Origin of the sequence: Achromobacter seleniivolatilans, from assembly GCF_030864005.1 — a bacterium.
GTDB classification, from domain to species: Bacteria; Pseudomonadota; Gammaproteobacteria; order Burkholderiales; family Burkholderiaceae_B; genus Achromobacter; species Achromobacter seleniivolatilans.
Map to the genome: position 1 here is coordinate 1 of NZ_CP132977.1, position 22,591 is coordinate 22,591.

Annotated in this window: 26 protein-coding genes; 15 read left to right on the plus strand and 11 right to left on the minus strand. The window is 62.1% G+C overall.

Annotated elements, in window-relative coordinates; translation table 11 throughout:
- Both RAS12_RS30110 and RAS12_RS30115 read right to left on the minus strand, forming a co-directional pair.
- A partial coding sequence (locus tag RAS12_RS30110; RefSeq protein WP_306951767.1) for a hypothetical protein occupies window positions 1–455 on the minus strand: 455 nt, incomplete at its 3' end.
- A complete protein-coding gene (locus RAS12_RS30115; RefSeq protein ID WP_306951769.1) occupies window positions 452–967 on the minus strand; it encodes a prepilin peptidase in 516 nt (171 codons plus the stop codon). The genes RAS12_RS30115 and RAS12_RS30110, both read right to left, overlap by 4 nt.
- A gap of 515 nt (window positions 968–1,482) precedes the next feature.
- Between RAS12_RS30115 and RAS12_RS30120 the strand changes: the two genes are divergently transcribed.
- The gene (locus RAS12_RS30120; protein ID WP_306951770.1) at window positions 1,483–2,211 is read left to right on the plus strand and encodes a hypothetical protein; all 729 of its coding nucleotides are present in this window, start codon (window positions 1,483–1,485) and stop codon (window positions 2,209–2,211) included.
- A gap of 352 nt (window positions 2,212–2,563) precedes the next feature.
- Here the strand turns inward: RAS12_RS30120 and RAS12_RS30125 are convergent, their stop codons facing one another.
- Entirely contained in the window at window positions 2,564–3,526 is a 963-nt protein-coding gene (locus RAS12_RS30125; RefSeq protein ID WP_306951773.1) for a GlxA family transcriptional regulator, read from the minus strand.
- A 137-nt stretch (window positions 3,527–3,663) separates the two neighbouring features.
- Here RAS12_RS30125 and RAS12_RS30130 point away from each other — a divergent pair, with 137 nt between their 5' ends.
- Window positions 3,664–4,890 (plus strand): MFS transporter, encoded by a 1,227-nt coding sequence (locus RAS12_RS30130; protein WP_306951774.1) that lies wholly within the window; start codon window positions 3,664–3,666, stop codon window positions 4,888–4,890.
- A gap of 1,067 nt (window positions 4,891–5,957) precedes the next feature.
- Here RAS12_RS30130 and RAS12_RS30135 read toward each other — a convergent pair.
- The 4 genes from RAS12_RS30135 to RAS12_RS30150 are packed head-to-tail and all read right to left on the minus strand — an operon-like array spanning window position 5,958 to window position 8,559.
- Window positions 5,958–6,458 (minus strand): SPOR domain-containing protein, encoded by a 501-nt coding sequence (locus RAS12_RS30135; RefSeq protein ID WP_306951775.1) that lies wholly within the window; start codon window positions 6,456–6,458, stop codon window positions 5,958–5,960.
- Entirely contained in the window at window positions 6,455–7,156 is a 702-nt protein-coding gene (locus RAS12_RS30140) for a prepilin peptidase (protein ID WP_306951778.1), read from the minus strand. The genes RAS12_RS30135 and RAS12_RS30140 overlap by 4 nt, the downstream gene beginning before the upstream one ends.
- Before the next feature lie 12 nt (window positions 7,157–7,168).
- Window positions 7,169–7,639, minus strand: coding sequence for a hypothetical protein (locus RAS12_RS30145; RefSeq protein ID WP_306951780.1), 471 nt, complete (start codon window positions 7,637–7,639; stop codon window positions 7,169–7,171).
- A gap of 29 nt (window positions 7,640–7,668) precedes the next feature.
- Window positions 7,669–8,559, minus strand: coding sequence for a hypothetical protein (locus tag RAS12_RS30150; protein WP_306951782.1), 891 nt, complete (start codon window positions 8,557–8,559; stop codon window positions 7,669–7,671).
- Between the two features lie 92 nt (window positions 8,560–8,651).
- Here RAS12_RS30150 and RAS12_RS30155 point away from each other — a divergent pair, with 92 nt between their 5' ends.
- The 12 genes from RAS12_RS30155 (at window position 8,652) to RAS12_RS30210 (ending at window position 18,324) form a co-directional block, all read left to right on the plus strand.
- On the plus strand, window positions 8,652–8,867 hold the full coding sequence (locus tag RAS12_RS30155) for a hypothetical protein (protein WP_306951784.1): 216 nt from the start codon (window positions 8,652–8,654) through the stop codon (window positions 8,865–8,867).
- 33 nt (window positions 8,868–8,900) lie between these two features.
- A complete protein-coding gene (locus tag RAS12_RS30160; protein ID WP_306951786.1) occupies window positions 8,901–9,788 on the plus strand; it encodes a recombination-associated protein RdgC in 888 nt (295 codons plus the stop codon).
- Window positions 9,789–9,840: 52 nt separating this feature from the next.
- Window positions 9,841–10,245 carry a hypothetical protein gene (locus tag RAS12_RS30165; protein ID WP_306951788.1) on the plus strand — a complete coding sequence of 135 codons (405 nt, stop codon included), beginning with the start codon at window positions 9,841–9,843 and terminating at the stop codon, window positions 10,243–10,245.
- A gap of 14 nt (window positions 10,246–10,259) precedes the next feature.
- Window positions 10,260–10,550 carry a hypothetical protein gene (locus RAS12_RS30170; protein WP_306951791.1) on the plus strand — a complete coding sequence of 97 codons (291 nt, stop codon included), beginning with the start codon at window positions 10,260–10,262 and terminating at the stop codon, window positions 10,548–10,550.
- Window positions 10,551–10,712: 162 nt separating this feature from the next.
- Window positions 10,713–12,785, plus strand: coding sequence for a DNA cytosine methyltransferase (locus RAS12_RS30175; protein WP_371321325.1), 2,073 nt, complete (start codon window positions 10,713–10,715; stop codon window positions 12,783–12,785).
- 147 nt (window positions 12,786–12,932) lie between these two features.
- Window positions 12,933–13,676 carry a methyltransferase gene (locus RAS12_RS30180; RefSeq protein WP_306951795.1) on the plus strand — a complete coding sequence of 248 codons (744 nt, stop codon included), beginning with the start codon at window positions 12,933–12,935 and terminating at the stop codon, window positions 13,674–13,676.
- A gap of 10 nt (window positions 13,677–13,686) precedes the next feature.
- The gene (locus RAS12_RS30185) at window positions 13,687–13,950 is read left to right on the plus strand and encodes a hypothetical protein (protein WP_306951797.1); all 264 of its coding nucleotides are present in this window, start codon (window positions 13,687–13,689) and stop codon (window positions 13,948–13,950) included.
- 746 nt (window positions 13,951–14,696) lie between these two features.
- Entirely contained in the window at window positions 14,697–15,995 is a 1,299-nt protein-coding gene (locus RAS12_RS30190; RefSeq protein ID WP_306951799.1) for a site-specific DNA-methyltransferase, read from the plus strand.
- Between the two features lie 97 nt (window positions 15,996–16,092).
- The gene (locus tag RAS12_RS30195; protein WP_306951801.1) at window positions 16,093–16,794 is read left to right on the plus strand and encodes a hypothetical protein; all 702 of its coding nucleotides are present in this window, start codon (window positions 16,093–16,095) and stop codon (window positions 16,792–16,794) included.
- A gap of 106 nt (window positions 16,795–16,900) precedes the next feature.
- Window positions 16,901–17,476 carry a hypothetical protein gene (locus tag RAS12_RS30200; RefSeq protein ID WP_306951803.1) on the plus strand — a complete coding sequence of 192 codons (576 nt, stop codon included), beginning with the start codon at window positions 16,901–16,903 and terminating at the stop codon, window positions 17,474–17,476.
- Entirely contained in the window at window positions 17,473–17,943 is a 471-nt protein-coding gene (locus RAS12_RS30205) for a putative endonuclease domain-containing protein (RefSeq protein ID WP_306951805.1), read from the plus strand. Before RAS12_RS30200 ends, RAS12_RS30205 begins: the two co-directional genes overlap by 4 nt.
- 165 nt (window positions 17,944–18,108) lie before the next feature.
- Entirely contained in the window at window positions 18,109–18,324 is a 216-nt protein-coding gene (locus RAS12_RS30210; RefSeq protein ID WP_306951807.1) for a hypothetical protein, read from the plus strand.
- Here the strand turns inward: RAS12_RS30210 and RAS12_RS30215 are convergent.
- The 4 genes from RAS12_RS30215 to RAS12_RS30230 form a co-directional block, all read right to left on the minus strand.
- Entirely contained in the window at window positions 18,321–18,806 is a 486-nt protein-coding gene (locus tag RAS12_RS30215; RefSeq protein WP_306951809.1) for a DUF1643 domain-containing protein, read from the minus strand. The genes RAS12_RS30210 and RAS12_RS30215 overlap by 4 nt on opposite strands.
- Window positions 18,807–18,968: 162 nt before the next feature.
- Window positions 18,969–19,736 (minus strand): DNA/RNA non-specific endonuclease, encoded by a 768-nt coding sequence (locus RAS12_RS30220; RefSeq protein WP_306951811.1) that lies wholly within the window; start codon window positions 19,734–19,736, stop codon window positions 18,969–18,971.
- Between the two features lie 89 nt (window positions 19,737–19,825).
- Window positions 19,826–20,548 carry a hypothetical protein gene (locus tag RAS12_RS30225; protein ID WP_306951813.1) on the minus strand — a complete coding sequence of 241 codons (723 nt, stop codon included), beginning with the start codon at window positions 20,546–20,548 and terminating at the stop codon, window positions 19,826–19,828.
- Between the two features lie 3 nt (window positions 20,549–20,551).
- Window positions 20,552–21,595 carry a nucleotidyl transferase AbiEii/AbiGii toxin family protein gene (locus tag RAS12_RS30230; protein ID WP_306951815.1) on the minus strand — a complete coding sequence of 348 codons (1,044 nt, stop codon included), beginning with the start codon at window positions 21,593–21,595 and terminating at the stop codon, window positions 20,552–20,554.
- 214 nt (window positions 21,596–21,809) lie between these two features.
- Here RAS12_RS30230 and RAS12_RS30235 point away from each other — a divergent pair, with 214 nt between their 5' ends.
- The gene (locus RAS12_RS30235; RefSeq protein ID WP_306951817.1) at window positions 21,810–22,580 is read left to right on the plus strand and encodes a MipA/OmpV family protein; all 771 of its coding nucleotides are present in this window, start codon (window positions 21,810–21,812) and stop codon (window positions 22,578–22,580) included.
- Window positions 22,581–22,591 lie beyond the last annotated feature (11 nt).

Sequence of the window (22,591 nt, forward strand, 5' to 3'; positions counted from 1 at the left end):
AGCGCAGCCTGGCTGGATGTCAACGGTCCAACCTCGACCCTCCAGTCCGCGTAGTTTCCATCGGCGCGCCGAACGATAGCGATGCGGTCATTGGGGGCACCCTTAGCAAGAAGAGCCTTGGCCAACCGTTCGGCTGCGTGGCCATCCCCATAAGCAGCGGACGTGAGCCAGCGTTCCGCCGGCGCTGGCGGCTGTCCGCGCTCGGAATCCCCCGCCCCCGAATCGGCATCGAGTGGTCGCAGCTCGTTCGGCTGAATTGGGGGAAACGGTCCACCAACCAGGCCCGCGTTAGGATCGAGGTGCCGGACTTGATCGTCGGAGGGGCCAAGGGAATTGCGGTCTGTTGTCCGCAGGTCGCGGGGGCGCTCAGTGGCCAGGGAATACACCACCAGTGCAGCGGCGCCGCCGCCGGCCGCCGCAATTGCGAAAGCCAGGATCCAGGCTAGAGATCTCATGGCAACCGCAACAAGAGTAGTTCAATGCCGGCCAGCTTCAAGATGGCCAGAATGGCACCGGTCACCGCCAGCGCAGGTCCAAATGCCATGACACCACGTCGACGCATAACCAGCTGCGCGAATACCTGCAACACGCACGAGCCCAATATGACGGCGGCCAACTCGCCGACAACTAGCCATGCCGACAGGCCCGCGGTCATCTTGAGATCCCCGTGGCCGATGGCCGCCATACGCCGGCAGCCGCAGTAGCCGGCGGCAACCAGCCACACCGCTCCGTATCCCACCACCACGCCGACCACGGCGGTTTCAATGGAGCCGCCCCAGGGCACGATGCCGGCCCAATGTGCGATCAGCCCTCCCCATACGGGTGAGCCAGTAATTTCGTCGGGGAGGACCCTGGCATGAGCGTCGACTAGCGCTCCCGCTGCCAACATGGTCAGATAGAAGGCGAAAGCCACAGCGCTCATCGGCGCCAGCGGGGCAATGGAACATGCAATCCAGATGGCCAGCATGCTCGCGCGCGCGCAGCCAGGCCTCCAGCCACTAGGCGAAGGCCGGCGGCGACGCGCACCCGCTGCATCGCGCGTGCCGTTGATCAAGGGAGCCGCTGGCCCACGAACCGCTCGAGTCCTTTCGCCCAAGACAGGCGGCGGCACACGCTCCGGCGACGCTGTGGCGCGCCTTGCTTTGGCAACTTCGAGTCGGTATGATCTTTGCTCGTTCGCTGTCGGTGTTGAAACACCCGCAGACGTAGCTTTGATGTTTGATGCCTAGTACCGTAGTAGCACCCTGACCCTTGATGCCGGCCCATACCCCAACGGGCGCCGCGCTGATGAGGTGACGACTTCCCAGGCGAACGAACCGCGCACTGTCCAAGCATGGATTGCATTCAGTCCATGAATCTGGCGCGGTATTCCATTTCGTAAATACACAGCCTCTGAGCTTTTTCATCCAACGAAAGCTCAGCGCTTGGCGTTCTTTCGCCTTGTGTGGCTTAACTCCCACTGGGAAACAGGGAATCACCTCCATGACCAATGCACACGTAACCATTCAACGCATCGCAAGCATTGCCTATCACGAAACCGCCGCAGCCTGGGAAAAGCGCGGCCAACGCATGCGCTTCAACAAGGAAGACTTCCAGGAACTGACTGCCGCCTTGTTCGGATACAAGAGTGAGGCCCTGTATCGCAAAGCCATCAAACGGAAGGCCATCCCGCGCTATCTTGAAAGCGTGCAGTTCGTTGTCGGCATGAAAGCGCTCCCGGCCTATACGCTTCCGGAAATTGCTGATGCGACCAAGGTGGAATTGCAGAAAACGATCGTCTCGGTGTTCCGGGAAATTCACCCGGGTGTTGTCTATAAGACCAATCCGAAGTCGCTCTTCAAGGGCAATACGGCGATGCGCATCATCAACAAACGCTTGCGGACGCACGGCGCACGCGAACGGTTCGGGGGCCTCTACGCCGTTTATCCGAAGGACAGTCAGCATTTCACGGCTGAACTGGGGGTGGAGAAGGGCACCATCACTTGCCGGATCGAGGGGTGGGCCTACCCCCAGGCGACGTTAGACTTGCCCGATCTGTTGGCTGGCGTCCCGGGTGCGGAGGCGGTCAAGTTTACCGCCGCGTTCACCCTTCAGAAGCAGGGACCGGGCTTCTACAACAATATGAAACTGGAATCGCTGGTCCCGCTCCCCCGGAAGCGCCGCCGCGATACGATGCGCGCCCATCAACCGGCCGACTCCATCCTGATCTAATAGCCAAAAGCGAACTCAAGGCCGGGACTGGCCATTCGCTATAGAAGCACCCAAGGCCGCATGCGGCCTTTTTCTATCGCCCCACAAGGGAAACTGTGGATTGTCCCGTCGCGCTCTTCCGTAAGGTCGCGAACAACGCGCCGCGCGGTTTAGAAGCGGGCCAGTTGCTCGCGGCCACCAACAGATCTCCGGCGAAACCAGCCGCATAGCCAAGTTGTACCGCCTGCGCAGTCGAAATCAACAGCGTCAGAATCTGCGCAGACCGCGCACGCTTTGCGCGATGCTCGTGTCAATGTCGGGCCGCGCGCCGCGCCCCCCCGGTTGCCCAATGCAGTTCAATGGACGTTGCAGCTCAGACCCGACCTTGCCTAGCCATACGCCGCAGCGCCTGAGGCGGCTGGCCATAGACGCGCAGGAACGTCCGCCGCATGCGTTCGCTGTCGGTAAAGCCAGCACGCCGCGCCACGCTGTCGATGCTGTCGGCCCCTGCCTCGAGATGCGCGCGCGCAGCTTCAGCCCGAATGCGTTCAACCGCCTTGGCTGGCGTTTCGCCGGTCTCGGCCTTGAAGCTGCGCAAGAACTGACGCGGGCTGACACAGGCCACGTCGGCCAAATGCTCGACTGTCAGCGCCGCGCCAAGATTTCCCCGGATGTGCTCCAGAACCGCACGGATGCGTTCGCTGTCGGGAGCCAGGTCCTGCAGCGCCGAGAACTGCGACTGGCCGCCCGATCGGCGGTGATAGACCACCATCTCACGAGCTGTGGCGCCCGCCACGTCCGCGCCCAGGTCGCATTCGACCATAGCCAGCGCGAGGTCGATGCCGGCGGTGATGCCGGCCGAGGTCCAAGTGTCGCCATCCCGCAAATGGATCCGGTCCGCGTCGACCTGCACGTCCGGATAGGTGCGCGCGAGCTGGACGGCATGGCGCCAGTGGGTGGTGGCGCGCAGGCCGTCCAGCAGGCCAGCGGCCGCCAGCACAAATGCGCCGGTGCAGACGCTGGCCACGCGCCGGCCGGCTTGGCGATGACCGTGCAAATATGTCCGCATGGCCGGTGTGACGGCCGCCGCCCGCGCGCCCTCGCCGCCCGGCACCACCAACGTGCCGGCGGGCGCGTCGCTCCAACGCCGAGTTAAGACTTCGACCCCACAAGAACTGCGGACCGGGCCGCCGAGCTCGGACACGACGTGAACCGCATAGGCCGGACCGGCGGTAGTCCGTGCCTGCTTGCCGGCAGTCTGGAACACCGCTGCAGGGCCAGACATGTCGAGCAATTGGAAGTCCGGCACCAGCAGGAAGATGACGTCGTAGGACATGGCGATTTTTAAGGGAATTATGTCATTTACGCCACAGTGTGTGTCGATAAAGTGAGGCCTGTCAAACCCGTGCAGTCCCACCCGGCCGCGCCTGCCGCGCCGCCCTCCCCATCTCGGTCATCCCCATCGTTCCCGCCATGCCGCCTTCAGCCTCCAACACTACCGGCCGTCGCAATGCACGTATCTTGGCCGTCTGCCAGGGCCTATTTGTCGCCGCCATTTCTATCGACCTGACTCTGACGGCGCTGACCGGTCACATGCTCGCGCCCAACAAGGCGTTGTCCACCCTACCATTCGCACTGATCACGGTAGCGGGCGCGCTCGTTACCTGGTTCGCCTCGTTGCTGATGCAGCGCATCGGCCGGCGCAGGGGATTTGCGCTGGGCGCACTGGCCGGCGCGGCGGGCGGCGGCCTTTCGGTATGGGCCGTGTTTCATGCCGATTTCTGGGTGTTCTGCGCTGGCACCGCGCTGGTCGGCGTGTTCCAGGCCTTTGCCCAGTATTACCGGCTCGCGGCGGCAGACGCGGTCCCGCCCGCCGCCAAGAGCCGCGCGATCTCGGTGGTGATGGCCGGCGGTGTCATCGCCGCGATCGCCGGCCCCGCACTGGCCGCGTGGAGTCGTGACCTGTTCGCACCGGTCACCTTCGCCGGCGCCTATCTGATGGTGACCTTGCTGGCGCTGCTGTCGGCCGCGCTGCTGTGGGGCGGCTATCGCGACGCCGAAGCGCCCGCCGCGGCCGGCGAGATCCAGGCCGGCCTGCCAGCGCGGCCGCTGCGCGAGGTTGCGAGCCAGCCAGTGTTCGTCGCCGCGCTGGCCAACAACGTGGTCGGGTCGGTTTCGATGATGTTCATCATGACCGCCGCGCCGCTGGCCGCGGTGGCATGCAGCCACAGCATCGGTGACGGCGCCAACATCATGCAGTGGCACCTGGTCGGCATGTACGCGCCGGCCTTCTTTGCTGGAACGCTGATCCAGCGCTTCGGTCTACCGCGGGTCCTGGGCGCCGGCATGCTGCTGAACGTCGCCTGCTCGCTGATCTCGATGGCCTCGCCGTCACTGCCCGCGTTCTATGCCGCGCTGTTCTGCCTGGGGGTGGGCTGGAATTTCATGTTCGTCGGCGGCACCACACTGCTAGCGCAGTCCTACCGCCCGTCGGAACGCGCGCGCGCACAAGGCGCGGCTGAGATGCTGCGGTATGCCGCTACAGCGCTGGCCACGCTGGCGGCCGGGCCGGCGTTGGACGCCTTTGGATGGGAAGCGTTGAACGCGGCTATGCTGCCGGTGGTGCTGGCGGCCGGCCTGATGACATGGTGGTGGGCGCGTGGCTCGGCCCGGGGGGAAGCGGTGACCGGGCCGGCTTGACCAGCAGGATGCAACTCACTGCGCCACGCCACTTCATACCGGCTGCCAAGCGCTCGACCGACGCTGCCAAACCTTGAGGCATTGCCGCGGCGTCTAGCGCCGGCTTGCTGGTTCCAGCCGAGTTGCAACGAATCCCTTGGACTTCAGTGCCCTACCGACGTCTTTAGGCCGGGGCTCCCTGCCGTAGGTAGCAAGGGGCTCGCCAAATGCCTCGTACACATCGCACACAAGACGCGAACAGAACTGCCCCTGCGACTTATTCCTCCACCGGTTCGGGAGGCGAAGCGCGCGGGCAGCGGCATGAGACCACGAGCGCGTGCTTGCAACACGTAGAAGCAGCGCAGGCAGAACGAGGGCTGCCCCAATAGCTATGAGGCCGGGCTGGGGGCCAAACTCGGTGAGCTTCCAGATGAGCGACGCCGCAGGGATCGTGAGCGAAACGAGGCCGATCCGCGTGAGGCCAGAAGCGACAGCGCTGGGTAAGTCGTATTCCTGACCTTTAAAGGCCAGTCCTGCCTGCTTGAGGCGAATCGCTTCCTCTGGCGTCAAGCCAATCGGTCGACGGAACAGCCACACCTCGTCGTGAAGTGCCAGGAACTCATCCAAGGTTTGCGTCCGAACGCCAAAGCTCTGGTTCGACGAATCTGATTCCGTCCCACTTTTTTCCGGGGGCACAGCCTCCAGCACCAAACCAGATTCGTCGAGGATTACGGCAGCGTGGCTGAAAGGACTCAACGTACCAAACCTGATGAGCCGGCTATTTCGACTACAACGAGAAGAGAAGAGAACATCGCCCGCGGCGAAAATTGAGTGCATGTTTGACCAGAGGAAGCTATGGAAGGACCGGCGTGGGGTTGGATACTCTGTATAACGCCGAGAAACGCGTACAGCAACTTGGCCCACGGGCAGACGTCAAACTGGCCAAACCCCGGCCTCCGCATGGATTCGAACTCGCGGCCGGAATGACGAGTTCATGCTAGTCAGCTTGTTTGGCTCACAGCTGTCGCGGTGTCGACCAAGTAGACTGGGACGGGCCTTCGGGCACCGGCTCCGCATCTGCCGGCAAACTACTCCACGCCGAATTCGAGTCCCTGCGCCTGAAGCAACGACTGCAATTCGACGGCTTGCTCGGCGGTAAGGGGGCCCACCTCCACCCGCCAGTCCACGCGACCCTGGCCGCTGGTACGACGAACGATAGCGATGACGTCGTTCGGGGCGCCTTTGGCGAGTAGAGCCCTCGCCAGCTGCTCCGCGGCCGGGCCCTCCCCAAAAGCGCCGGATATGAGCCAACTTTCGGCAGGAGCCGCGGGTAACGCTTGTGTGGCCTCGGCAGCAATATCATCGAGTGGCAGCAGCTCACTCGGTAGCAGGGGCGCCAATGGCGTGCCGATCAAGCCGGCGTTGGGGTCCATGTGCCGGACTTGTTCATCGGAAGGGCCCTGAAACGTGGGCTCTTCATTGCGAAAGTCACGGGGGCGCTCAGAGGCCACGGAGTACACAAGGAGTGCCGCACCGCCACCACAGAGGGCCGCAATGACGCCGCCGAAAATCCAGGCAATGGCTCTCATTGCACGAGCAGCATAGGGACCGCAACACCCGCAGCCTTCAAGATGGCCAGAAGGCCACCCGCCGCTGCGAGAGCTGGCCCAAAGGCCATCACACCGCGCCGGCGCATGATTAGTTGCGCCACGACCTGTACCGAGCAGGAGATAAGCAGGATGGCAGGCAAAGCACCAGCGCCCAGCCAGGCTCCCAGACCGGCCAGGAGCTTCAGGTCTCCGTGCCCGATCGCGGCCATCCCCCTGCTTACGCAGTATCCGGCGCTGATCAACCACACGGCACCGTAGGCCACCACGACGCCAAGCGTGGCGCCCTCGATGGAGCCGCCCCAAGGAGCGGCACCCGCCATGTGCACAATCATCCCACCCCACACCAGGGAACCGGTTACCTCGTCCGGTAGGATCTGGGCGTCGAAATCTACAAGAGCGCCGGCGAGCAGCAAGGTCAGAAAGCAGGCAAGAGCCACGGCACCGCCCGGTGCCAGAGGCGCGATGGCGCAAGCCCCCCAAATGGCCAAGACGCTCGCCCTCGTTGCGGCGCCCCCACACACCGCTCGGACGCCTCCAGAGAGCAGAGCCTGCAGCGTGGCGCCTGGGTATACGTTGCCATCCATGATCGTCGGCATGCGCTGGCGAAGGCGGAGAACGGCCTCCCCCGCCCCCAGGCCCGCCAGAACCATTGCGCCCAGAGAAATTGGCGTCATCATCAGCACCGTCGCTTAGTGGACCGTGGCGCCGCGCGTTCGCAGGCTGCCACTGCCGCCCACGCCCACGCTCACGCTGCCTTCGATCGAGAGAGTGCTCGACGATTCGTCAGCCACCAGGCGCTTGCCCTGGTGCTGAAAGCAATCCTTTGCCCGAGCATCCATGCGCGCAGCGACATCGGCGGGCAGGAGCCCCTGAGTCGCGCCCGTGGCACGAATCGTGTCCAGGCGAACGAATGCGGTGACCAATGCCCACCCTGAATCGCTCACCTGCAAATCATGCACTGCTTTCATCCATAGGCCGACCAGGCTTATGGCCTCAGGCTTCCAATCCACCTCCTCCGGGGCAGTCTGGGTGAAATGGCAGAAGGCCTGCCCGTACGGCAACAACGGCTCGCTGACCGAGGTCAACTCGTGGGGGGCAGCCGCCCCTTCACTGACCGCACCGCCGGCGTTCGATTGCTGATTGGTTTGGGTAGCAGACATCGGGTAGCTCCAAGGTGAGACGGAATGGATCAGCGTGGCTTGACGGCGTCGAACGCGGATGCTGTCACGGTGAAAAGGTCGTAAATGTCGTGGGGCTTCGGGGGCGCTTCAAGCCACCGCTGCAGGAATGCGGCTCGTGAGGCTGGCTCGTAGTGGTCGTTGTCGGCCGTGGTCGGCGTCAGCGCATCCTGCAGCTTCAGGATTGCTTTGGCTGCCCGGGTATTGCCGCTGGCGAGCGCGTACGCCATCGCAAACATATCGGCGAATGCCTCTTCGTCGCGGCCATTCATCGGTCCCATGCGACCCAGATATCGCTGGTGCGCAAGGAAGCAGTGTCCGGACTCGTGCATGACAGCATATGCAAGCCAGTCTTCCCGATTTTCGAATAAGGAACTGCTCAGACTGCCCGCGCGGCTTCCGTTGAAGAGGATGAAGCAAAAAGGCATGCGGACCTTGTTCACCTCCACCTGGGGATAGAACTGCATGGCCATGAAGTAATTCGAGAAGTTCGAGAGGGGGCGGCCGGTGCTGGTGCTGAGCGCGCGCCCGAGCAGCGGGTGCTCGATGTCAAAGACCTGTGCCTGCAGCGGCGAACTCTCTTTCAACGCATAGCTGGCAAGGGCGCCGCGCAGCAGCGCTTGCGCCTCGCGAACAAAATCCTCCCGCTCAGCTGGTCCCATAGGCGCCCCAAATCGCGTGACCTCGCGCAGACGCCCGTCAGTCGGTTGCTGACGCGCAATCGGCTTGGGCGCCGAAGCATCGTTCGAACGAGAAACAATCTCCAGTTCGACTGTCTGCCCGTCCGCCGGCGTCGCGAGCAGTGCCCCCATCACGACGAGGCAAGAAAGCGCCAGTTTTGTTCTGGCACGTCTTACCGCCTGCATGCCGTGGGCGGGTTGAAAAAAGTGCCCCAGGTTCAAGAGGGCCTCCGTTAAAGTTTTTATTTGTTAGTATGAATCATTATACTGATTCATACCTAATGCTAAAACTTTTACCACACTGGAGAACCGCAATGCCCAAGGCCGTCAATACCGTATGGCACTTCAACCAGGAAAGCCTGGTGGTTCGTTGGGTCAATGGCCGCGTCGAAGCCGTCGAATCGGACAACCTGGCTGGCCAAGAGCGGCGCCCCCGGGCGAGCGCATCCGCAGCCTCTCCCCGCCCGCTGTCTACGCGTCACCTCAGCGCCATCGCATCGGCGCGCTCGGAACAGCGCGTCGCAGCCTGACCCCAGTCGCCGAATCGATCAAAGCCCAAAGACATGTTCAAGAACCTCACTCTCTACCGCCTGCTTCCCGAATGGTCCGTCACGGGAGAACAGCTGCGGGAATCCCTTAGCCGGAACGCTCACCAAACTGGCGGTCTCGAGATGCAGCAGTGCGGCTGGGTTCCCCCGCGTAAAGGCGGCGAGATCTGCGTGATCAACGGGGGCGACCAGTGCCTGTTCGCCTTGCGCGTTCAGAAGCGGCTGCTTCCCTCCTCGGTGGTGAAGCAAGTTGCCGCAGAGCGGCTCGACGAAATCGAGGAAAAGCAGGGCTACCGCCCCGGGAAAAAGCAGCGCAAAGAGGTCACAGACCGCGTGCACGACGAGCTCTTACCCAAGGCCTTCGTCGTTCACCGCGATACCCAGGTGTGGATCGACCTGAAGAACCGCTGGATGGCCATCGACACAGCAACATCATCCAAGGCTGACGAAGTAATTGGCTTCCTGGCCAAGTCTCTCGACCCCTTTCAGATTGAGAACCTGTACGTGGCGCAGTCGCCGGCCGCGGCAATGACCGGTTGGCTGGCAGAAGACGAAGCTCCGCCCAACTTCTCTATCGACCAGGACACCGAGTTGCGTGCGTCCGGTGAAAGCCGCGCCGCCATCCGCTACGTCAAACACTCGATCGACGCCGACGACGCACGTCGCCATATCTCGGCCGGCAAACAATGTACGCGGCTGGCAATGACCTGGTCCAACCGTATCTCGTTCGTGCTGACCGAAAACTTCACCTTGAAATCGATCGCGCCGCTCGACGTGCTCAAGGAGGACTCAGGCCCCTCCAAGGACGAGGAGGAGCGCTTCCTCTCGGACTTCGCCCTGATGAGCGGCGAATTCAATCAAATGCTGACTGAGCTCGTCGCAGCCCACGGTGGCATGAAGTAGTAGCGCCAGCGGATCGACATGGCCCTTGGGCCGCCTTTAAGGAGACCAATTCATGCGAAAGCTATGCATCAATACCGACCGCGCCCCATCGGCTGAAGGTGCTCGGGTCCCCCCGGATTCTGAACTGTGGTTCTTGGATCCCGGGCCGGCTAATGAAGCCATTCATGAACGCTTTCCCGGCGGCGCGGCGGCCCGCGCCAAACTCGCGAGTTCGATCACCGGAGGATTAAGCGCACAGTTTTACTTCTCCATCGGAGAAATCGTGAAAAAGGCAGGCTCCACCTCTTCGTCACTGAAGTTCACAGGCTACGAATTCCGAGAGGCGACGAAGGGTTCACGTAAGGGCCGTTGGATTATTCCAGTACCGGGGACGAAGCGCACCGTCACCGTCAGCTCTGACGAAATCGCCGCATTCGAAGCTGTTCAGCCCGCCGCATCCGCGGCTTCGCGGCCGTGACACGGCGCTACCGCATGAACCCAGCGTCGGCGCTCGCGCTGGCGCAGTTCTATGTGATCGACGCCATCGAAGACGACATCTGGTACCGCGTCTTGCCCGGTGATGACTGGGCAGGCATCACCGCCAAAGCCGTCGCACGAATTGGGCTGCCCCACCTGGTGGGGCGTGAGATTGTGCTGCAAGCGACGAACGGCACCCTACGCACCTTTTCGCAGGCGATGCTTCAACTGTGCCCGCCGCCAGAGAGAAAGGAAGTGCCCGAGACAGAACTGGATCTCGAAACGCTCCTCGACGTTGCGATGTAGCGTGCTTCGCCGCAAAGTTTTCGCGCATGTAGGGTCTTCGATAGGCTGATCACAACCAATTCCACTTTGGAGATCAACAGTGCCCCCGCCCTACTCTCAAATCATTCACGTTTCCCGCGCAGCGCGTCTGGAACGACCCTCCCTCGCACAGGGGGGCCGAGCATGAAGTGCATGGCAAATGCAAGCCTGGCTCAGGGCCCTCAAGGCCTTCTGAATGCCTTCCGCGCGTCGGTGCCGCTGCCCTCCACCGAATCACGCCATACGCGGCGTGCCCGCGGGAACTACCGCCCGACTCGCTCGAAGGGCGACGACCGTCAAACGGATTCTCGCAACCTGTCGCTCGACCTCGGCGACGAACTCATCATCGACAACTTCGCCGGCGGGGGCGGCACGAGTGAAGGGCTGGAGCAAGCCTTCGGTCGCCCCGTAGATATCGCTGTGAACCATGATCCCGAGGCGCTTGCGATGCATGCCCTTAACCATCCCCATACGTTGCACCTGTGTGAGTCGGTCTGGACCGTGGATCCGATCAAGGTCACCGGCAATCGACCGGTGGGCCTTGTGTGGTTGAGTCCTGACTGCAAGCATTTCAGCAAGGCCAAGGGAGGAACGCCGGTTGAGAAGCATATCCGTGGCCTCGCTTGGGTGGCCCTGCGCTGGGCGGCGATGTGCAAGCCCCGGGCAATCGTCACCGAAAACGTGGAAGAGTTCTCGGCTTGGGGGCCCCTCATGCTGAAGGAGGACGGCAAGTGGTACCCGGACCCCAAGAAGAAAGGAAAGACGTTCCAGAGCTTTGTGCGTCAGCTGCGCGGGCACGGGTACACGGTCGAATGGCGAGAGCTGCGTGCCAGCGACCTCGACACGCCCACCATTCGCAAACGCTTCTTCCTGGTGGCGCGGCGCGATGGACGCCCGATCATCTGGCCGGACGCAACGAACGCCGCCCCCGACTCAATGGCCGTCAAACAGGGCCAACTACTCCCATGGCGCACTGCTGCAGAGATCATTAATTTCAGTCTCCCCGCTAACTCCATCTTCCACCGCGAACGGCAGCTGGTGGCGAACACGCTGCGACGCGTCGCTAAAGGTACATGGCGACACGTGTTGGCGAATTCGAATCCCTTCATCGTCCCTCAGACGACCAGCGACGCGGCGGCAGACAACATTGCGTTGACTCCGTTCATCGCCGGTCAGGGCGGCCCCGAATACGCCGGCAAACCCGTGCGCGCCACGCAGCCACTGGGCACACTCACAGCGGAGAACCACCGTGCCCTAGTTGCACCGGTGATGGCTCCTTTACGCGGAACACAGGAAGCCCACCTCCAGGGCGATAGCGTACTTGACCCCATCTCAACCATTTCCGCCGGCGGCACGCACCATGCGCTGTCCAATGCCCACCTAGTCGCGATCGAGTATGGAGAACGCCGGCGGCATGCCCACGTCGCTCACGGGGCGCAAATGCCTCGCGTTGCTTCGGCTACGGCGAACAAGCAATCAATGGTCGCAGCTCATCTGACCCACCTGACGCATCATGGCAACCGGCCGGGTGTATCCCCTGCCGCCCCCCTTCCCACGATTACTGGGGCCAACCGCGGCGAGCAGGTCATCGTTGCCGCATGCCTTGAGCAGGCAAATGGTGGCTTTTACGAAGGCGATGGCCGTGCTGTGGACGCGCCCGCTTCAACCCTAATGGGCTCCGGATCGCAACAACGCCTAGTTTCCGCGCACCTGATCAAGTACTACGGCGAGGGAGGTCAATGGTCGGCTGCCAACGAACCGATCCATACCCTGACCACCAAAGATCGCGTGGGCCTTGTGGAAACTGTTCAAGTTCGCCTGGACACCGTGCCCGCCCACATGCTCGCGAAGGCAAAGGCGTGCGCTCGGTTCTTCCATAAGTACTTGCCGGAGCACTTCCCCACGAAGGCAGACCTGATCATCGTGGGCGGTTGGGTGCTAGTGGATATCACGCTTCGCATGCTGGCCCCGCGGGAGCTATATCTCGCCCAGGGATTTCCCCGGGACTACGTCATCCACGAAATTCCGGATCCCAAAATGCTATTCGTCAACGGGCACCAAGTACCAGGCGATCCACGCGATATCCCCCGCATCCCGCTCAGCAAGACCGCTCAAGTTCGCATGTGCGGCAATAGCGTATGCCCACCAGTTGCCAAAGCGATCATCGAAGCCAATTTTTCGCACGAGGAACATATCGCCCAGCGCCGGGCAGCGTGACGCATAGCCGGCAGATCACTGCGCGATTAGCGTTGGAAAACGCCGCGGAAAATTTTGGCAGTGAAGGCCGGGTCCGTAGACTGAAATCACATTCAAACGAGTCCCGGGCATCCCGGGCTTCACGCCAACATGGAAAAGGAAAACACCATGCAAATCGATCAATCCGTACTTGCAGTCTTGAGCAACGCACGGGCGGAGGGCAACGCCGTCAGTCTCGCCGGCCAGCTGGACCGAAAGCTCTACGAGCGGACGGACAAGGTCCTGCGCGCCGCAGGGGGCGCTTGGAACCGCAAGGCACGCGCCCATATCTTTAACGACGATGCCGCTGCGAGGATCGAGCAGATCATCCTGACGGGCGAAATCGCGGTGCCGAAAGACGAGTTCAACTACTTTCCCACCCCTCCCACCGTCGCGAAGCTGGTGCTTGAACTGGGCGAAATTGTGCCGGGTATGCGGGTGCTAGAGCCCAGCGCGGGCCAGGGGGAACTCGCACGGTGGTGCTGCCGCGCCGGCGGCGTGGTCGATTGCTACGAACTTATGGACGAAAACTACGCGGTGCTGTCGCAGGCTCCATGCTTCTTTGCTGCGGTCCAGCAGATCGATTTCCTGACTGTCCAAGCCCAGCCCATCTATGACCGTGTGATCATGAATCCCCCGTTCATGAAGCAAGCGGACGTGCACCACGTCATGCATGCCCACAAGTTCCTGAAGCCGGGCGGGCGGCTGATTGCAATCATGAGTGCGGGCGTGACGTTCCGAGAGAACCGTCTTACTGTCTCGTTTCGAGAGTTGGTCCGAGACCGCGGAGGCTTCATCGAAGCGCTGCCCGAGGGAAGCTTTAAAGCCTCAGGCACCATGGTCAACACCGTCGTCGTCGCTATCCCGGCGTAGGTCAGCGGACATGAACGCCACCCACGACCTGGTCATGCAGATGGCCCGCGATGCGGGCATTAGCGAAACGGAGGCGATCGCACGCCTCCTCGAGAGCGCTCATGCGGCTCACGATGAAGCGTCTCTGATCGCACTGTCGGCGCTCATGGCGCAAATGATAGAGCTGTACGCGCCCCTGACCGCTGCTGAACTGGAGCTGGTTGCGGAACTCACGGCGGCACCCTACGAGGCCTCTACCTCGCAAGCAGCCTGTGGCGCGGCTGCGGGATTCTAGATATGGCCGACCCACTGCACCTCAAAGGGCCCCTTGCAGGGGGCGAATACACCGCCTGCGGCGTAGCCTTTGACGCCTTCTTCACCGGCGACGCGGACGAGCCAATTATCGTCGCCCCCCCTGGCCAAGTGGCCACTTGCACGGCTTTCCAAAACGCATTTTTAACGCGTCCGCGAGCGGCCTAAGACATTAAGGTCTGGATAGGCGACGCCGGCCGTACCGCATTCTCTTCTCAAAGTTTTCGCGTGCATGCCCGGGTGCGTATCGTGGTTTTGGTACACGATAACCATTCGGAGCCCAACCTTGGCACCCTCTTGTTCCCTATCGCCTCTCACGGCCAAAGATGTCTTTATCGCTGCGCTTGCGGCCGGGCGTGCGGTCCCTGAAGACGAAACGCACGTGGCCTTCGCAAACAGTCTTCTCGAGCAGATCCACAACAAGGGCCTCCGCCTAACGCCCGCGATGAGACTCGACGATTTTCAGTCGCACGGCGAAGCGCTGGCGGCAGCTATCTTGTCCTTGCGGCCGACGCGGCAGTTACCCGCCCCTTCCCCTGCGATCCAGGCGTCGGAAAACGCTGACCTGGGCGCGCTATGGCGGGCCTGCTTAGAATCCGCAGCGCAACGAGTGGCCGCGATGGATCTAGCGGACTTCACGCCTGCCTCCTGCGCGAATGCTCTACTCGCCCTCGCAGGCACCTCCGCACTGGCTCAACGTTCGCGCGCCGGGTTGCACGAGGAAGCCCGATGAGCGCCGTCCGCCCCCTCGCTCCACCGTCCGCGAATTCCTCCTCGGCGCAGCTCGACCTGTTCCAGCATGTGCTCGACGCATATCAAGTTGAGGGCGACCGGCCTCTCACAAACGCGAAGCTCTACCAGTCGGTGGCCCGTAGCGCGGGGCTCGCTGCCGGGGAAGTCGAAAGGACGGTCGAAATTTCCGGAAGCCAACACAGTCCGTTCAAGCGCGCCGTGAGGTGGGTACAGCAGACCATGAAGCACCTCGGTTTGTTGGAGCGTCAGCCGGGAGCGCGCGGTGTTTGGAGTCTTGCCCAGCGGAACAAGGATGGACTGACCGCAGCGCCTGTGGGCAAGAGGCTCGTGGCGTTTTCAACAGACCTCGGCATCGCGATCTGGGGAGACAGCACGCAGTCGTTTCCTCAGCTTGGCCAGCCCATTCACCTGGTCATCACTAGCCCGCCGTTCTTGCTGAGACGCCCCCGCGCCTATGGCAACCCGCTGACCGAGCAGGCGTACATCGACTTCATCTGCTCTGCCCTAGAGCCTCTCGTTTCGCAGCTTGCGGCCGGTGGGTCGCTCTGCCTCAACTTGACCAATGACAGCTTCCTAGTCGGATCCCCGGCCAGGTCCGTAGCGAAGGAGAGGCTTGTGCTTGCAATGGTGGACCGCCTAGGGTTGTACCTCATGGACACCTTGATCTGGCACAACGCGTCCAAGCCGCCGGGCCCGCTACAGTATGCGAGCAAGCGCCGGGTCCAATTGAACACGGGCTATGAACCGGTCTACTGGTTCACCAACGACCCAGAGAAGGTGTTCAGCGACAATCGTCGCGTCTTGCAGCCACATTCGGAACGCCACAAGAAGTGGCTGCGGCAGGTGCAGGACGCCGGTGGGTGTCCCCGCAGTGCCGTGTATGGTGATGGCGCCTATCGGCTTCGGCCCAGCTCTTACACAAATGAGACTGAGGGGCGAATCGCCAAGAACGTCCTGCCGATCGGCCACGCGTGTGCAGACACGCGCCAGTACCGGCGCGACGCAGCGGCACTCGGATTGCCCGTCCACGGAGCGATGATGCCGCTTTCACTCGCGCGGTTTCTGGTGGAGTTCCTAACGCTGCCTGGCCAACTTGTGGTTGACCTCTTCGGAGGTACGGCGAAGAGCGCCATGGCGGCCGAGCTACTCCAGCGTTACTGGATCACGTTCGAATTATTCGCGGAGTATCTTCGCGGTGGCGCGCAACGCTTCCAGCGGTTCCCAGGCTTTCGACTAGGTGAAGAGTTCTCTCTCGGCTTTCCGAAATCACTCTAGGAAGCTGGCGGGCACTCGATCAGGGGTCTCCCCCCAAAGTTTTCGCCTCAGGGCCTGTCTCCGTAGACTGATCAGGTCAACTCTCAAGAAACCCAAAATGAAAGCCTCCACTTACGCTGCGTTCCTCGGTCTCAATGGCATTCCGGTGCGCGAATTGCGGGAACGCACCGCTGAACGGGACGCCTGCATCATCCTGACCGACGACATCAGCATCAGCATCAAAGGTCGAACTTTCGACATCAATCAATGGGTGGAAGCCCAGCAGCAACTCTCCCGCTATTCCTACACCGACAAATGGAAGGCAGCGTCGTTGCTCGCGACGCTCCCTGGTCTCACCGCCCACTTTGTTGTGTCGGAAGACGTGGGGGGAATCGAGTATCAACGGACTACCTTGCTATCGGTCAGTTTCGCGCGCGCCGTGGAGGACGCTCGCGCTATTTACAGGCGGTCCGGTCGGTCGACCATGGTCCAGTTGCTGCAATGCTCTTACCTCCTGCTACTCATCCGGGGGGGCGATGAAGCAAAAGAAGAATACCCGCCGCTGGTCGCCCCTGTTCCGCAAGCGAATCGGGCTGCCCGCCCCGGCAGACGCAGACAGCATGTTGCCAAGCACTTGGCCAACGGAAATCGCCTCTACCGCGGGATTGAGATCGTCCGTGATCCTTCTCGTTCGGCCGAAGCCGGCGGACAGTGGCATGCGACGACTCGCGGCAGCCTCAGTCGCTTCGACAACGTTCAGGAAGCCAAGGACCACATCGACGAGATGTTTGGCAGCAAGCCACGCTCCCCGACCCGATAAAGGAGGGCGGCGGCACGGGACGGATCATGAGCGGCCCAAAGCCGACGATTCGTTCTATTGGTATGAACTAACGGTATTATTAATTTCTATAAATCGGAGGATTCAGATGCGAGTGCAGTTCATCGGAGATTGGCTGCCGGGCCCGCTGCAAGGCACCCTGAACACGATCCATCCAGCCTCTGGTCGAGCATTTTCGCCCCAGCTGTACAAATGGCTGGCAGCGAACGCCCATACGGTCCAGGGCGATGGGCCCATCACGCGCAGCGCCGGCACTCCGGAGTTGTTCCTCGTGACTCAGCGCAGCGTGCTTCACCGCGCGTATGGGCTGGCCATTGCCACCCCGGTCATGGGCTGCTTTACGGGAAAGGACGGCTGCGACTTCCGCGGCGTGCAACTTAGCGCGCTGTGCGCGCCCACCCGACCCGCTCGGACCGTGGGTTACTGGCACGGAGGCGCGTCTGGCCTGCTCAAGGATGAATCTTTCTGGGCCCGCTACGTCGCCTTCGGGCGCTGTGCGCTCGACCCGCAGCATCAGGACGAAAGCCTCGGCGACCGATTCTTCGTAGACGGCACCAAGCGCCGCTGCATTTGGTGCGGACATGAGCAACGGCTATTCACCGGCGATGTTGATGTGGGCGCTGATCGCTTATGGCTCGGTTCGTCGACCTGGAGCGATCTGTGAGGTTGACCCCCCGTGAACTGGCCGCTCTTGGCCGAGACCATCCCTTTGTTCGGCAACTGCAAGCGAAAGGCATCCTGCCCGGCCAGTCGGCGCCAGCGGCGGCCAAGGCGGGGCCGCGGCCCGGTGTGGCAAGTCAAGGCGAAGAGCAGTTCGCTTTGCAGTTGCGCGCCTTGCGCATACCTCCTCCGAAACGAGAGTTCCGGTTTCACCCCAAGAGAGCCTTTCGGTTCGACTTCGCGTGGCCTGACCTGCCCTGCGGCAGACGACTGGCAGTTGAGATCGAAGGGGGCATCCACAGTGGCGGGCGCCACGTCCGCCCCCAGGGATACAAGCGCGACCTGGAGAAGTACAACAGCGCGGTGGCGCTGGGTTGGACGCTACTGCGGTTTTCGTCGGCCATGGTGTTCAGCGGCGAAGCGGTGCAGTCGGTGCAAAATTGGCTCAACGGTACCAGCGGGCCAGGCTAGATGCACGCCTGGCGGCGAGGCCGCTCAACCATTGGGGGTATGAGCTCACGCCCCGCTGTACGACGTGCTCTCCGCTTAGGCAGGCATCGGCACGGGGGCGAACCATCCATCTCCCTTCATGGCAAAGATGGCCATCGTCGTGCGGTCGAAGAGCGCGCACTGGGCATGCGGAAAATCCTCCATCGGAACTGGCTCACCCTGGGAGCCGAGCATGGGGTCCGTGGCGGAAGCGGGGCAGAGACGGTGGTCGACGACCTGGTGGCGCGCACGCCTGATGTGGTGCGCACGGTCCGAGCGCCACTGCCCGCCGGATTCCCCATGCACGCGGCCAACATCAGCCTGGATGGCCAGCAGGCGGCTGCCGACATGCTGGCGGGTTAGCGCCATAGAACCAGTGGGGTGTCGTAGCCCAGCATCACGGGATGGCGAGGATCACCTGACTGGGTCAGGCCCAGGTGCTTGATCGGCTTGCCGCTGGCCCGCAGCAAGGCAAGCATTTCCTCGAGTTGCGGCCACAGTGCGCGTGGCATCTTGCCGCGGCTGCCCCAGCATGGCACCAGGATATCAGCCTCCGCCACGATTTTCTGAAGGTGGCGCATATGGTCTGGCCCACACACCGCAGACGCGCGCGACAGCTCACTGACGTCGGCGGCTCGCAGCGAAAACACATTGCCCACGATGAAGCGCCGGCCGCCGTTGCGCTGGGTGAACCCCCGCATTTTTTTCACGGTTTGATCGTCGAGCTTCTCATCGGCCGTACTTGGATTCACCCCGAAGAAGCCAAACACGTCACCAGAGGTTTGCACTTCTCGGTCCAGCCGATAGCGGTACTTCTCGCAGGGACTCAAAACTGCACTGCTCACGCCAGTCTCCTAGTCAATGTTGGCCGGCCACGGTCGGCCCGGCGCGGGAATTATCCACGTAATCAAGGCGGCTGGGGCCGCCCAGCCAGGTAGGCGTTGACTAAGGACGGCCGGACTCCAGGGGCGGAAACCCGCAGCACACCTGCGCCTTTGCTGGCCACGTCAATAACGGGGGCGCGGTAACCGAAGTTTGGCCACCACACCGACGCCGGGAAAAGGATCGACACCTGCAGCTTCCCTCAATTCGACAAGGCTCAGCTCGCGGTGGGCCTGGCGCGGCGCATTGGCCACCAGGTAGGCCGCTCCAGAGCCGGCCGACGGGTCGTAGACCGCCTTGTACAGATATGCCGGCACGCGCACGCGCCCCCGGCCCACAGTAGGCGAGTTATGCGGCTCCCAGATGACGCCGGTCACAACGTAAATTGGTCGGTGCTTCGCCATCGCGCGGACCGCCTTCTCAATCGCAGCCCACAAATTCCGGTTCAAGTGCGGATCCTGCGGGACGATGTTGCTCAAGAGAAAGCTCTCGCTATCAGCCTCGGGTGAGTCCATGTCGGCGGAGGGGGCCAGGTGACCTCTGTCGAAGCCAGATCCGCGGAAGTCCTCCAGCGTTGCTCGTGCACGCCGGGCGACGCGTTCATCGGGTCTGAAGTCATTGGCGCGGTTCTGGCGTTTGTAGGCGCGGAGCACGCGGTCCGGCGATAGAAGCTCGGCGGCGAAGATCGGCGATTTCGCTTCGGAGGAGTAGACCAAGCCGTATCCTTGGGAGCACAGCTCCATTGCGCCAACAGACACCGACGCATCCATGATCGCTGGGGGGCGTGCGTTGGCATAGTGGGAGGGACAGCGGCTTTCGCCTGCGGAGGCGCTGGCGGCGATCCAGGTGGAGCAGATGAGGGCAGCCAGGTGGCCAGGGCCGAAGATGGTCATAGTGGCGCAGTCCTTTCAGTATGAAATAGAGGTCTATTTCATACTAACAAACACAAAGCTTGCCCCAAAGCTCCGCGGGCACCGCCCCGTCAAGCTGAGTCATCGTCGGTGAAGAATCCATTGTCTTGTGGGGGCGTACCATCCGGCGGAGAGCCCGACCGATCAAACGCCTCCTGATCCAAGCCCCCGACCTGACCAGCCGGCTCGTGGCGGATCACGCCCTCCTCTACGTTCTCTGGGATGTAAAGGTCGTCAGGATCAGGAATCCACATGTCGCCTGTTCCATGCGCCCGGAGATCCTGCAGGGCAGCCATGGGCGTTAGTGAGTCCAAAGCGAATGGTGACTCGCCGTAGCGCAGGATTGCGCCGGCATCTTGCTGCTCGCGGTACCAACTGCGCGGCCGTGGACACAGGTGAACTCCATTGATGGCCATCATGCTGCGACGGGGTGTCACGGCCACATCCACAATCTGCGGAATCTGGGTAACCCAGCCATATGCGTGGAGCACGTGCGCCCCCAAGACAACGGCGTCTGGATACACTCTGCCCACGGCTTCAAGCAGGTTGTCCTGCGGTGAATTCGGGAAGCGCAGCAGGTTGAAGTACATCGCAGCGCGCGGGCCGACGAACTGAATCAGCCCACTACGGGCCATGCGCTTCACCCAGACCTTGGCGACTTCGACGGGCATCTCGTGCAGACGGCAGAGCTCAGAAAGAGAGAAGACGGCCGGCAACTCTCGCAGACGCGCTACCGACGAGACCCGGCGACCGGGCCCAGTGCCGGCGTCATCGGGGATCGTGTGGATGCCCATGTCTCACCCGCGCGGCACATCGCGGGGGGGCGCCGGTCGAGTCCCCTCGCCATCATTCTGGCGCTCGCGAACGAGATCCTCCAGACCCGCGGCACATTCCAGCGCCATCCTGCCGGCATCGTGAATCATCGTGGAGACCTGGCCTTGCCAATAGGAGTCCCACAGATGCACGCCGCCCATCGAATCGACCAGAAACGTCTTGAGCTCGGTTTGTGCCTTCGTGAGGTATTCCGGCGTGCCAATACTGTCCACCCACGCTCGCAGATGATTGGCCGTCGAAAGTGCGAGCGCCTGGTCGGAAGTAAATTCCAGTTTGGGTGCCTGCGCTTGTTCGGGGTCCATCTCCGCGTCGTACGCACTGGCATGGAAGAGGACGTCTCGGGCCATTTCCTGAGGAGTTGGCCGCACGAAGCTCCTTTCCTGTTGAATCCAGTACATATCAAAGATGTCGCGCGCCTTGAAATATCGCCGGTTCGCGACGGCTACGAGCTTGTCGCACATCACGGCATTCAATGTCGCCATGGGCAGCATCGAACTCACACGCACGAAGTACCCCGCCTGAGCCAGCTCCTGAGGTGGCTCAGGCAGCCGCGGCGCGGACGGATAGCGCTCGAGGTAGCTATCTTCGACGCCCCAGAACTCTGCCTTGACCATGGCCTTGCCTAAAAGCCCTGGTTTGGTCATAGACACCGCGTAGCGCGCCATCCGCCCGGTTGTCTTGCCACTGACTTCCAGTTGCAGCGCGGCATCAATACGCGCCAGGTGAGCACGCGCAAAGGCCACGGCGCTGTGAATATGCCTCTCGGCTTCCTGCAGGTGATCTTTCTTCACCAAAAAGTCCAAATCCTCCGACCAGCGTGGGCTTCCCCACCCCAATTTCAGACTCGTTCCCCCGTGAAACACAGCTTCTTCGCGAGTCCAGCGGGACCGCTCTACAAAGCCTGCAATCAGCAGCGTTTGCAGCAGAACTGACCACTGGTGTTTCGTGGTGCTGGGAAGCGGCTGGCGTTTGAGCGGAGATCCGCCACCGAATGCTTTAGGGCTCATGATGCAATTTAAGGGATCTTTTATGTTCCCTTATATTACCTCACCCCAAGACAAATCGAAAGCAGTTGGAGTGAGAGCGAGAAATACAGTCGGTCGCTCCCTGAACTAGTTCAACTGCAAAAAAGGCATTTTTTACTCAGCCTCGCGCCAGTAAGTGTGCGGTAAGACAGCCAGGGCGACCATGCGGACCTGTCTCCCCTTGAGTAGAAACCCCATGCGTATCCGTCCGCTCGTACAAACGTCCTTTTTTGCTGCGCTCGCCTTCACCTTCGTACCTCAGGTTGCCTTCGCGGATGAAACCGCACAAGCCTCGTCTGGCCAATGGGGCCTGGGTTTAGGCGGAGGAGCCGGTCGCCCGGCATACAAGGGGGCCGACACCAAAGGTTTTGGCCTTCCGATCATCTCCTACGACAGCCAACGTTTTCGTTTTGCCGGGACCACTGCGGACTGGAAGTTCGCAAACACTAATCAGCTGAGCTTCTCGCTTAGAACCCGCTACGCCCTGGGCGATGGCTACGATGAAGACGATGCGGACATCCTGGATGGGATGAAAAAGCGCAAAGCCGGCATCTGGGTCGGAGGGGCCGTAAACTGGAAAACGTCGCTGGCCACCATCTCCCTCGAAGTGCTCAAGGACGTCTCGGCCAGCAAGGGACTACAGGCGAACCTGGGCATCGAACGCAACTTCACCGCTGGCAATTTCGTGTTCACCCCGCGCGCCGCCGTCCTCTGGGGCAACAGCAAGTACCAGGACTATTACTTTGGCGTGACTTCCGGCGAGGCCACCCCGCAGCGCGCGCAATACAATGCGGATGCCACCACAAACTTCCAACTGGGCCTGAGAACCACCTACCTGTTCAACAAGAACCACTCCATGTTTGTCGATGTGGGTGCCACCTTCCTCGGCAAGGACATCAAGGACAGCCCTCTAGTCGAGCGTAGCGTCGTCCCGGGCGTGGTTGCCGGTTACATGTATCGTTTTTGATTGCCTCGCCG

Coding starts and splice junctions, on each gene's coding strand:
- RAS12_RS30115 (WP_306951769.1), bottom strand. CDS start 967: ATGCTGGCCATCTGGATTGCATGTTCCATTGCCCCGCTGGCGCCGATG.
- RAS12_RS30120 (WP_306951770.1), top strand. CDS start 1,483: ATGACCAATGCACACGTAACCATTCAACGCATCGCAAGCATTGCCTAT.
- RAS12_RS30125 (WP_306951773.1), bottom strand. CDS start 3,526: ATGTCCTACGACGTCATCTTCCTGCTGGTGCCGGACTTCCAATTGCTC.
- RAS12_RS30130 (WP_306951774.1), top strand. CDS start 3,664: ATGCCGCCTTCAGCCTCCAACACTACCGGCCGTCGCAATGCACGTATC.
- RAS12_RS30135 (WP_306951775.1), bottom strand. CDS start 6,458: ATGAGAGCCATTGCCTGGATTTTCGGCGGCGTCATTGCGGCCCTCTGT.
- RAS12_RS30140 (WP_306951778.1), bottom strand. CDS start 7,156: ATGATGACGCCAATTTCTCTGGGCGCAATGGTTCTGGCGGGCCTGGGG.
- RAS12_RS30145 (WP_306951780.1), bottom strand. CDS start 7,639: ATGTCTGCTACCCAAACCAATCAGCAATCGAACGCCGGCGGTGCGGTC.
- RAS12_RS30155 (WP_306951784.1), top strand. CDS start 8,652: ATGCCCAAGGCCGTCAATACCGTATGGCACTTCAACCAGGAAAGCCTG.
- RAS12_RS30160 (WP_306951786.1), top strand. CDS start 8,901: ATGTTCAAGAACCTCACTCTCTACCGCCTGCTTCCCGAATGGTCCGTC.
- RAS12_RS30165 (WP_306951788.1), top strand. CDS start 9,841: ATGCGAAAGCTATGCATCAATACCGACCGCGCCCCATCGGCTGAAGGT.
- RAS12_RS30170 (WP_306951791.1), top strand. CDS start 10,260: ATGAACCCAGCGTCGGCGCTCGCGCTGGCGCAGTTCTATGTGATCGAC.
- RAS12_RS30175 (WP_371321325.1), top strand. CDS start 10,713: ATGAAGTGCATGGCAAATGCAAGCCTGGCTCAGGGCCCTCAAGGCCTT.
- RAS12_RS30180 (WP_306951795.1), top strand. CDS start 12,933: ATGCAAATCGATCAATCCGTACTTGCAGTCTTGAGCAACGCACGGGCG.
- RAS12_RS30185 (WP_306951797.1), top strand. CDS start 13,687: ATGAACGCCACCCACGACCTGGTCATGCAGATGGCCCGCGATGCGGGC.
- RAS12_RS30190 (WP_306951799.1), top strand. CDS start 14,697: ATGAGCGCCGTCCGCCCCCTCGCTCCACCGTCCGCGAATTCCTCCTCG.
- RAS12_RS30195 (WP_306951801.1), top strand. CDS start 16,093: ATGAAAGCCTCCACTTACGCTGCGTTCCTCGGTCTCAATGGCATTCCG.
- RAS12_RS30200 (WP_306951803.1), top strand. CDS start 16,901: ATGCGAGTGCAGTTCATCGGAGATTGGCTGCCGGGCCCGCTGCAAGGC.
- RAS12_RS30210 (WP_306951807.1), top strand. CDS start 18,109: ATGCGGAAAATCCTCCATCGGAACTGGCTCACCCTGGGAGCCGAGCAT.
- RAS12_RS30220 (WP_306951811.1), bottom strand. CDS start 19,736: ATGACCATCTTCGGCCCTGGCCACCTGGCTGCCCTCATCTGCTCCACC.
- RAS12_RS30225 (WP_306951813.1), bottom strand. CDS start 20,548: ATGGGCATCCACACGATCCCCGATGACGCCGGCACTGGGCCCGGTCGC.
- RAS12_RS30230 (WP_306951815.1), bottom strand. CDS start 21,595: ATGAGCCCTAAAGCATTCGGTGGCGGATCTCCGCTCAAACGCCAGCCG.
- RAS12_RS30235 (WP_306951817.1), top strand. CDS start 21,810: ATGCGTATCCGTCCGCTCGTACAAACGTCCTTTTTTGCTGCGCTCGCC.